The organism is Marinococcus sp. LNHM4E3-1 (assembly GCF_056034405.1).
In genome coordinates, this window is sequence record NZ_JBQLID010000019.1 from 26774 (window position 1) to 34989 (window position 8216).

Consider the following 8216-nt stretch of genomic DNA (forward strand, 5'->3'; position numbering starts at 1 on the left):
GTAATCAAGGATAATTTTAACAAAGAACAAATAAGTAACTGTTTCAGTTTATTATATCATTTCAATGAAACAATACTTTTCAATAGTTAGAATATACCAAACGAAAAAGATACGTCAATCCTTTTTGTTCAAAGGATTATCCTGCCATTTGGCACCTTCTATTATTTGTAAATAAGCAAATCTGTTATATATCATCGGCCTACGCTTATATAAACAGTTCAGCCCTTTTTCTCCATTCGCCGCCTGGCCCCGCCGCCTTGTTATAAAACTGAATTAACTCTCTTCCTCCGTTATATCCCCGAATGCATTTTTAGCTTCATTGAATGCTTTTGTTTCTGTATTAAATGTTTCCCTGTGGTTCTCCACTTCTTTATATGAACTGTTAATAGTATCAAGCTGCTCCTCGAGCGCTTCAAGCTCTAGATTTTTATCATTAAACGATTCATACATATCAATTTCTTTATCCGCTGCTTCCATATAAGCATCGTGTACTCCGTTAAATGCTTCGTTTCTCTTTTCCATCGCCTTCTGGGCCTGATTAGCTTTTTCAGTCATTTGTTCATTTTCCAGATTTTCAATCGGTTCGTCTGCGTTCATTGCTTCCTCATACGCCTGATTAATTTCTTCCTGTTCTTCTTCCATTAATTCTTTACGTTCATTCACTGATCCTACAGCTTCTTCTACAGATGATTCAATTTTTTTCTTTTCATCATTCTCATAGGAAGTTAAATTTTCGAATACATTTTGTTCTTCCTGGGCCAGTTCGGTCAATTCTTCATCTTTACTGGAAAAATCCTCTTCAGCTCCAGCTGCTTCACTCCAGTGATTCTGGATGCTTCCCTCTGGAGACCCGCATGCCGATAATACTAAAGCCGATAATGTAACGACTGCTGCTCCTGTCAATTTTTTGTTCATTTTGTACATATGTATTCCTCCTGTATATTTATATTTTTACGGCTATTTCACACTTTAGAGCTGTTTTAGCTGAAATTTTTTTGCTATACTAATACACTGTTATTAACGACTATCATATGTAAGCTTGATTGGAGGCAGTTGATTCATGTTAACAATGAAAGATATTAAGCGTGAGGGAAGCCCTGCGCTCCGCAAAGTATCTGAAGAAGTCCCGGTTCCTCCGGCTCCTGAAGATCTGAATACCCTGCAGGAAATGCTGGATTTCTTAAAAAACAGCCAGGACGAGGAAACCGCTGAAAAATATGAGCTCCGTTCCGGCGTCGGTGTAGCAGCACCCCAGCTTGGCATTAATAAAAGAATGTTTGCCATGCATGTGACCGACGACAAAGATGAGCTGTACAGCTACGGCTTCATCAACCCAAAAATTCTGAGCCATTCTGTAGAAACCACTCATTTAGAGGGCGGAGAAGGATGCCTTTCAGTAGACCGGGAAGTGCCTGGAAACGTTCCAAGATATTCGCGTATCACATTAAAGGCCCAGACTCTTGAAAACGAAGAAGTGAAGCTGCGTCTCCGGGGACTGCCGGCTATTGTTGCCCAGCACGAGATTGATCACCTGAACGGGGTTATGTTTTACGACCGGATTGAAGATTACGAGGACGAGTACAAACGGGAACTGCCAAAGCTATAGCCTGCTAAAGAAGCGTTTTCCTTCGGGAGAATGCTTTTTTCATCTCATCAGTTTTTTCCTGTAAAGTTTTCTCTCTCCGTTTTTATTTGGTAATAATTTCTATAAAAGAAACTTTATGCATTTATAGATAATTTATTCCCTTCCTATACTATCATGGTTCTTTAGTACCCGTATAGTTACTTTATTTTGTCTTTTTCTTACTCTGCACCCGGATGATTTTTGGACAGAAGTGATTAAAAGGATGAAAAAAACAGTTTCATGCTTTATAATATGAATTATTAATGGTTGGTACGTACACTGTGGTGCTGTTCAGCTTGAGTTCTTTGGCCGGAAGCTGAGTAGAACCGCTCTGGATATGAAGTCATTTTTGATTAAACAGCCAGGCTGTTGCAACGATTACTTCCTGTCCTTCCTGCATTATTTTGCTTTTTTCTATTTACAGTACTAGTTTATGCCAAAAAACCATTTTTTTCTAAAGCAGCTATAAACGCCGCATTTACATTTCAAGAAGGAGAGATATTTACGATGATTTACAAAGTTTTTTACCAGAATAATTTCACAGAAGCCCCTGTACGGGAAAATACTCATTCACTATATGTAGAAGCAGAATCTGAGCGGGAAGTCCGCCGCAAACTCGCCGACAAACAATTTAACATTGAATTCGTTCAGGGGCTTACTGATAAGCAGCTTGAGTTCGAACAAAGATCTGAAGACTTTCAAGTGGAGAATTTATAACGTATGAAACAAATAAACCAAAACCAAGTTGCTGTTTTTGCCCTGGGCGGGTTAGGCGAAATCGGCAAAAACACGTATGTGGTTCAATACCAGGATGAAATTATCGTGATCGATGCCGGTATCATGTTCCCAGAAGATGACCTGCTTGGAATCGACTACGTCATTCCCGATTACACATACCTGGTGCGGAACAAAGAAAAAATTAAAGGCGTCTTTATCACCCACGGGCACGAAGACCATATCGGCGGTGTCCCATTTCTGCTGAAAGAATTAAATGTCCCTATTTACGGCGGCCCATTGGCCATTGGTCTGTTAAAAGGAAAGCTCGAAGAACGCGGGCTTTTACGCAAAGCAAAATTAAATACTGTTCAGGAAGACCAGCCTGTTGCTTTTAATCATTTAAAAGTGGATTTTTTCCGGACCACCCATAGTATTCCTGATTCTCTCGGTATCAATGTCCACACTCCTGAAGGGAATGTTGTCCATACGGGAGATTTCAAATTTGACTTCACTCCTGTAGGAGAGCCGGCCAATTTAGCCAAAATGGCTGACATCGGCGAAAAAGGCGTGCTGTGCCTGCTCTCGGACAGCACGAATGCGGAGGTTCCAGGGTTCACTGTATCCGAACGAAAAGTCGGGGACAACATCCGTTCCATCTTCCGCCAGGCCAAAGGAAGAATCATTTTTGCAACATTTGCTTCTAATATATACCGTCTTCAAAAGGCCGTGGATGCAGCTGTAAAGGACGGACGCAAAATCGCTGTATTCGGCCGCAGTATGGAATCATCCATCACGATTGGCCAGGAGCTCGGATATATTAATGCACCAAAAGGAACGTTCGTGGAGCCTTCCCAGCTAAATAAACTGCCGGACGATCAGGCAGCCATTTTATGTACCGGGAGCCAGGGCGAACCAATGGCAGCTCTTTCCCGTGTAGCCCACGGGACCCACCGTCAGATTCAGATTATTCCCGGAGACACTGTCGTATTCTCAAGTTCTCCTATTCCAGGAAATACGACATCCGTGCATAAAATTATTAACCAGCTCTACCGTGCAGGAGCGCGTGTCATCCACGGCTCACTGAACAACATTCATACTTCCGGTCACGGAAGCCAGCAGGAACAAATGCTTATGCTGCGCTTAATGCGCCCGAAATATTTCATGCCGATTCACGGCGAATACCGGATGCTGAAAATGCATTCGAGACTTGCCAGGGACTGCGGCGTACCTCTCGAAAATTCCTTTATTATGGAAAACGGTGAAGTGCTCGCCCTGACCCGGGACAGTGCTTCTGTCGTAGGCAAGGTGCCTTCCGGTGCTGTTTATGTCGACGGTCACGGTATCGGTGACATTGGCAACATTGTGCTCCGGGACCGCCGCATTTTATCCGAAGAAGGACTCGTCGTAGTGGTCGTAAGTATCGATATGAAAAACTTTAAGGTTTCAGCAGGTCCAGACTTAATTTCACGCGGCTTCGTTTATATGCGTGAATCCGGGGATTTGATTAACGATGCCCAGAAAACATTAAGCAGACATCTTGACGAAGTGATGAAACGTAAAACCAGTCAGTGGTCTGAGATTAAATCAGAAATTATAGACAGTCTGGCACCTTATCTATACGAGCGTACGAAGCGGCGCCCAATGATTCTCCCTATTATTATGGAAGTGTAAACCACTTCGCTTCTGCCTCCGCATATATTGCGGGGGCTTTTTTGTGTAGATTTTTCTTTTTCTTTTCGTTACAATAGTGATATTGAAAATCATTATCATTTAAACAGGGAGGATTTTGATGCGCTTACATACGATTACTGGACGATTTGCTGTTGTTACAGCTGGCACGGTGCTGCTCGCTTCCTGCAGCAGCGGGGAAGGAACCAGTTCTTCTGCAGATAATGCAGACAGCAGTGAACAAACCAGAGCATATGAAACAGAAAAAGGCAACGTCTCCATTCCCTCAGACCCAGAAACGATTGTGACAGATTACTATGCCGGCGAGCTGCTTGCGGTTGATGCAGACGTATCCGGTTCCGGACCAGATGCATTTTCCAATCCTTTTCTTGAAGAACACTTGAGCGAAGCAAAAAATGTTGGGAATCCAATTGATCCTGAAGAAGTACTCGAGCTCGATCCTGATTTAATTGTTGTGATGTATGATGACAATTACGAACAGCTGTCGCAGATTGCGCCTACGGTTCATATTCCGTACAACCCGGATACAAATGTTCAGGAAACGCTTGGTACATTCGGGGAATTGACCAATAATCAGGCAGAAGCTGAAGATTTTAAAGACACCATTGAGGAAACCGCAGTGGATGCAAAAGAACGTCTTGAGGGTACAATAGAAGAGGATGATACTTTCGGATTATATGAACTGACCAATAATAACGACCTTTATGTTTTTGGGGCGAATGGCGGCCGGGGCGGCCAGGCTATCTATAATGCTCTTGATTTGAACGCTCCCGAGAAAATTCAGGAGGAGGTTATGGGCGAAAATGCGCAGGAGATTTCAATGGAGGTGCTTGAGGAGTACTCGGCCGATCATATGTTTATGACTACCTACGACCCTGAGGAGACTGGTGAAAGCAAGGAAAAAATCCAGAATTCCGATGTCTGGGCAAACCTCGATGCTGTACAGAACGACCAGTTTTATTTTCTTGATTACGACACGTATTATCCGTATGACCCTATTTCCATTAACGAGCAGATTGATTTAATTGCCGGCCTACTTGCTGAGTAATGCAATTTCCTTTTAATATGCAAAGCCTCCCCGGCCACAAGTGCCGGGGAGGCTTTGATTAGTGATAGGCATACAGCTCTTTGATAATAAGATCCAATGGATTTTCAGCCATATATGTTTTCATCTGGGCGATCGTATCGTCCCGGCTGTCTTCAATGTTCTGCAGAGCTTCGCGCAGCGTTTCTTCACTCAGCTGTTCTTCTTCCAGAACAGCTGCATATCCTTTTTCCTTAAATGACTCAGCATTCAGAATCTGGTCTCCCCTGCTTTGAGCACGTGTTAACGGCACAATCAGCATTGGCAGATGCAGCGTCAGAAATTCAAAAATAGAATTGGAACCGCCCCGGGTAATGATTGTGTTTGTGGCAGCCAGCACATCCGGCAGTTCTTCATTAACATATTCGAATTGACGGTAGTTTGGCTGACCTTCCAGACTATCGTCTGTATGGCCTTTACCACAAAGGTGAACTACCTGATATTTATCCGTGAGCCACGGAAGCGCCGCACGCACCGTTTCATTAATTTTTTTTGCGCCAAGGCTCCCCCCCATAACGGTAAGTACCGGCCGGGAGTCTTCGAATTGAAGGAACTCGAGCCCTTTTCTTTTGTCTCCACGTGTGATTTCTTTTCGCACCGGTGAACCGAGAGCTTTTGCTTTTCCGGAAGGAAAATGAGCTGTCGCTTCATCGAACGATGTGAATATTTTTGTCGCAAACCGCTGGGCGATTCTATTGGCAAGTCCTGGCGTAATATCACTTTCATGAATAATAACGGGAATATTCAATGTTTTGGCTGCGATAATTACCGGCACAGTGACAAAGCCGCCCTTGGAGAATACCACATTCGGTTTAACCTTTTTTAAATACTTACGGGCTTCAAGGCAGCCTTTTACCACACGGAAAATATCAGTAATATTCTGCCAGTCTATGTAACGGCGCAGTTTCCCCGAACTGATAGAGTGGTACCGTATGCCTTTGCGCTCAATCAGCTCTTTTTCAATACCTTCTTTTGAGCCGACATAATAAATGTCCCAATCGCTTTGATCGAGCTCATTAATCACAGCAATATTCGGCGTAACGTGACCGGCGGAGCCACCGCCGGTAAATACGATCTTTTTCTGCATTTTCCTCATCATCCTATACGTCGTTAAGTCTGTAGGGGAAATATTGTCCCGTCTTTTATAATATCATATGCTTACGAAGGTGTAAGTTGTTTCGATAGTAAGGAAAACATTTCATGCCAATATTTTTCCGTTCGGAGCCTTTGTTCTCTTAAATGCTCTTCGACTACTTTTCCCTCCAGCTGTTCATGGTGAAGAAAAACTACGTCCTGGGTTACAATCAGCTGGCTTCCGTTTAAAATTGAGTTAATTTCCACTGTGATTTTTTCGTCCTGCCCGCCTGTCTCTTTACGGACGAGCGTTTTTTTGATTCGTTCCGGCGGATCTATTTCCAGATACTTCCCGTAGGCCCGGTACGCTTCCTCCTGGCCTTCGTTCACGACGCTCCATGCTCCCCCTTCTGTTACATCAGCCTCCGCTTCTGCTTCTTTTTCTCCACCTGAAGGAAACATCCACATTTTCATCAGCTCAGGATTGGTCCAGGCTTCATATACCTGTGCAGGCTCTGCGTGATGAATGTGGCACCCTGCCTGGGCGATAATTCTACTGTACTTTGCCATAATTGATTTCTCCTTTACAGTTTGCTTTTTATCCCATTCCCTAAAGGATAGCTGAAAAAACGCAACTTGAGGATTGGCTGCCATTCTTGTTTATCTTAATAGGGGCATGGGTATAGTACGGTAGTTCTACCCAAAGGAGTGAATAACTATGGCTAATATGGAATTTAACGTAGAAGGAGATGCCAAAAACTTTCAGACTGACCTCTCTGCAGGCAATCATGAAATTACGATCGATGAGCCGGAAAATCTTGGCGGAAGCAATCAGGGCATGGACCCTTTATCTGCTCTTCTCTCCTCCCTGGCAGGCTGCGAAAACGCAGTAGCCAACTTCGTGGCCAGAGAAATGGATTTTGATCTGCAGGGTATTTCGTTTCAGGTACATGGCAACATTGATTCAGAAGGCATGATGGGCAATCCTGATGTACGCCCGTATTTTCAGACTGTTTCGGTAAAAGCGAAGGTCCGGACATCTGAAAGCGATGAACGTGTTCAGGAGCTTCAGGAGAAGGTTGATGCCCGCTGTCCGGTGTTTACTACTCTGCACGCAGCCGGAGTGGAAATGAATGCTGACTGGAGTAAAGCTTAACCGGAAACCAAAAAACACTCCCGGTGTATTCATCGGGACGTGTTTTTTCTTGTACATATTAGTTTTCATATCACCTGGCATAGCCTGACACTCTCAGGAAGAAAATTTCTGTGCCAGTGGATAGACCCCAAGACTTTGAATCACAAGCGACAGCAGAATAGCTGCAAACGTCAGAGAAACGACGAGATCCGCACTGCTGCTTGACTGCGTTTCAATGCTCAGCAGCAGGGCCACAGAAACGGTTCCCTTCAGCCCCGACCAGTTCATCATAAATACGGAGGACCACTGAAACCGCTCTTTGATATGGGGGGATAATTTCAGAAAACCTCCCAATACAATGAAACGGACGATTAACGATATAATAAATACTCCAATCGCAAGCAGCCAGTGCCCGAACGCAAGATAGTCCGCTGACTGGATGCCAATCAATAAAAAGAGCAGAGACAATATGGCCGGCTCCACCACTTTCCAAAAGCCGTCCAAATAGGAGTGAAGCTCCTCCTCCTTTTCTGATTTCTGGAAGGCCCGGGAGAGCATGATACCTGCAGACACTGTTGCTAAAACACCAGAAGCTCCAAGGCCTTCAGCAATATAAAAGCCTCCGTAGGCAAGAATTATACTGAGCATCACCTGGTACACGTGATTATGTATAACGTGTACGGCTTTTGTAACAAGCCATCCTCCCGCCGCCCCGACGGCCACACCGCCAAGCGAAACGAGCAGAAATTCACCCAGAAACGAAAGAATAGAAAAGGATTCATTATACAAAAAAATGGATGAAGCAATCCCAAACAATCAGATTGTTGAGAAACAAAATAAAAGCGTCATGTTTGTTCGTGGATCGTTCGATCCACGTTCTTTTTTGGCTGGTG

At 44.0% G+C, this 8216-nt stretch carries 9 protein-coding genes; 5 read left to right on the forward strand and 4 right to left on the reverse strand.

Annotation, left to right across the window (positions count from 1 at the left end; translation table 11 throughout):
- Nucleotides 1–273 precede the first annotated feature (273 nt).
- Entirely contained in the window at nucleotides 274–924 is a 651-nt protein-coding gene (locus ACTRXI_RS15100) for a YkyA family protein (protein WP_474263857.1), read from the reverse strand.
- Between the two features lie 136 nt (nucleotides 925–1060).
- Here ACTRXI_RS15100 and def point away from each other — a divergent pair, with 136 nt between their 5' ends.
- The 4 genes from def to ACTRXI_RS15120 all read left to right on the forward strand — a co-directional run bounded on the left by def (nucleotide 1061) and on the right by ACTRXI_RS15120 (nucleotide 5078).
- On the forward strand, nucleotides 1061–1606 hold the full coding sequence (gene def, locus ACTRXI_RS15105; protein WP_474263859.1) for a peptide deformylase: 546 nt from the start codon (nucleotides 1061–1063) through the stop codon (nucleotides 1604–1606).
- A 525-nt stretch (nucleotides 1607–2131) separates the two neighbouring features.
- The gene (locus ACTRXI_RS15110) at nucleotides 2132–2341 is read left to right on the forward strand and encodes a DNA-dependent RNA polymerase subunit epsilon (RefSeq protein ID WP_474263861.1); all 210 of its coding nucleotides are present in this window, start codon (nucleotides 2132–2134) and stop codon (nucleotides 2339–2341) included.
- 3 nt (nucleotides 2342–2344) lie between these two features.
- Nucleotides 2345–4012, forward strand: a complete 1668-nt coding sequence (rnjA, locus tag ACTRXI_RS15115) for a ribonuclease J1 (protein WP_474263863.1) — start codon at nucleotides 2345–2347, stop codon at nucleotides 4010–4012.
- A 118-nt stretch (nucleotides 4013–4130) separates the two neighbouring features.
- The gene (locus ACTRXI_RS15120) at nucleotides 4131–5078 is read left to right on the forward strand and encodes an ABC transporter substrate-binding protein (RefSeq protein ID WP_474263865.1); all 948 of its coding nucleotides are present in this window, start codon (nucleotides 4131–4133) and stop codon (nucleotides 5076–5078) included.
- A gap of 58 nt (nucleotides 5079–5136) precedes the next feature.
- On the opposite strand, the gene ACTRXI_RS15125 is transcribed toward ACTRXI_RS15120, so the two are convergent.
- Nucleotides 5137–6201: an undecaprenyldiphospho-muramoylpentapeptide beta-N-acetylglucosaminyltransferase gene (locus ACTRXI_RS15125; protein WP_474263867.1), complete on the reverse strand. Its 1065-nt coding sequence runs from the start codon at nucleotides 6199–6201 to the stop codon at nucleotides 5137–5139.
- A 71-nt stretch (nucleotides 6202–6272) separates the two neighbouring features.
- Nucleotides 6273–6758, reverse strand: coding sequence for an SRPBCC family protein (locus ACTRXI_RS15130; RefSeq protein WP_474263869.1), 486 nt, complete (start codon nucleotides 6756–6758; stop codon nucleotides 6273–6275).
- Nucleotides 6759–6906: 148 nt separating this feature from the next.
- On the opposite strand from ACTRXI_RS15130, the gene ACTRXI_RS15135 reads away from it, so the two are divergent.
- Nucleotides 6907–7344 carry an OsmC family protein gene (locus ACTRXI_RS15135; protein WP_474263871.1) on the forward strand — a complete coding sequence of 146 codons (438 nt, stop codon included), beginning with the start codon at nucleotides 6907–6909 and terminating at the stop codon, nucleotides 7342–7344.
- A gap of 93 nt (nucleotides 7345–7437) precedes the next feature.
- On the opposite strand, the gene ACTRXI_RS15140 is transcribed toward ACTRXI_RS15135, so the two are convergent.
- Nucleotides 7438–8112, reverse strand: a complete 675-nt coding sequence (locus ACTRXI_RS15140; protein WP_474263873.1) for a cation:proton antiporter domain-containing protein — start codon at nucleotides 8110–8112, stop codon at nucleotides 7438–7440.
- Between the last annotated feature and the right edge of the window lie 104 nt (nucleotides 8113–8216).

Bases quoted from the DNA above. Each gene is read 5' to 3' on its own strand.
- ACTRXI_RS15100 (WP_474263857.1), bottom strand. From the start codon at position 924: ATGTACAAAATGAACAAAAAATTGACAGGAGCAGCAGTCGTTACATTA.
- def (WP_474263859.1), top strand. From the start codon at position 1,061: ATGTTAACAATGAAAGATATTAAGCGTGAGGGAAGCCCTGCGCTCCGC.
- ACTRXI_RS15110 (WP_474263861.1), top strand. From the start codon at position 2,132: ATGATTTACAAAGTTTTTTACCAGAATAATTTCACAGAAGCCCCTGTA.
- rnjA (WP_474263863.1), top strand. From the start codon at position 2,345: ATGAAACAAATAAACCAAAACCAAGTTGCTGTTTTTGCCCTGGGCGGG.
- ACTRXI_RS15120 (WP_474263865.1), top strand. From the start codon at position 4,131: ATGCGCTTACATACGATTACTGGACGATTTGCTGTTGTTACAGCTGGC.
- ACTRXI_RS15125 (WP_474263867.1), bottom strand. From the start codon at position 6,201: ATGCAGAAAAAGATCGTATTTACCGGCGGTGGCTCCGCCGGTCACGTT.
- ACTRXI_RS15130 (WP_474263869.1), bottom strand. From the start codon at position 6,758: ATGGCAAAGTACAGTAGAATTATCGCCCAGGCAGGGTGCCACATTCAT.
- ACTRXI_RS15135 (WP_474263871.1), top strand. From the start codon at position 6,907: ATGGCTAATATGGAATTTAACGTAGAAGGAGATGCCAAAAACTTTCAG.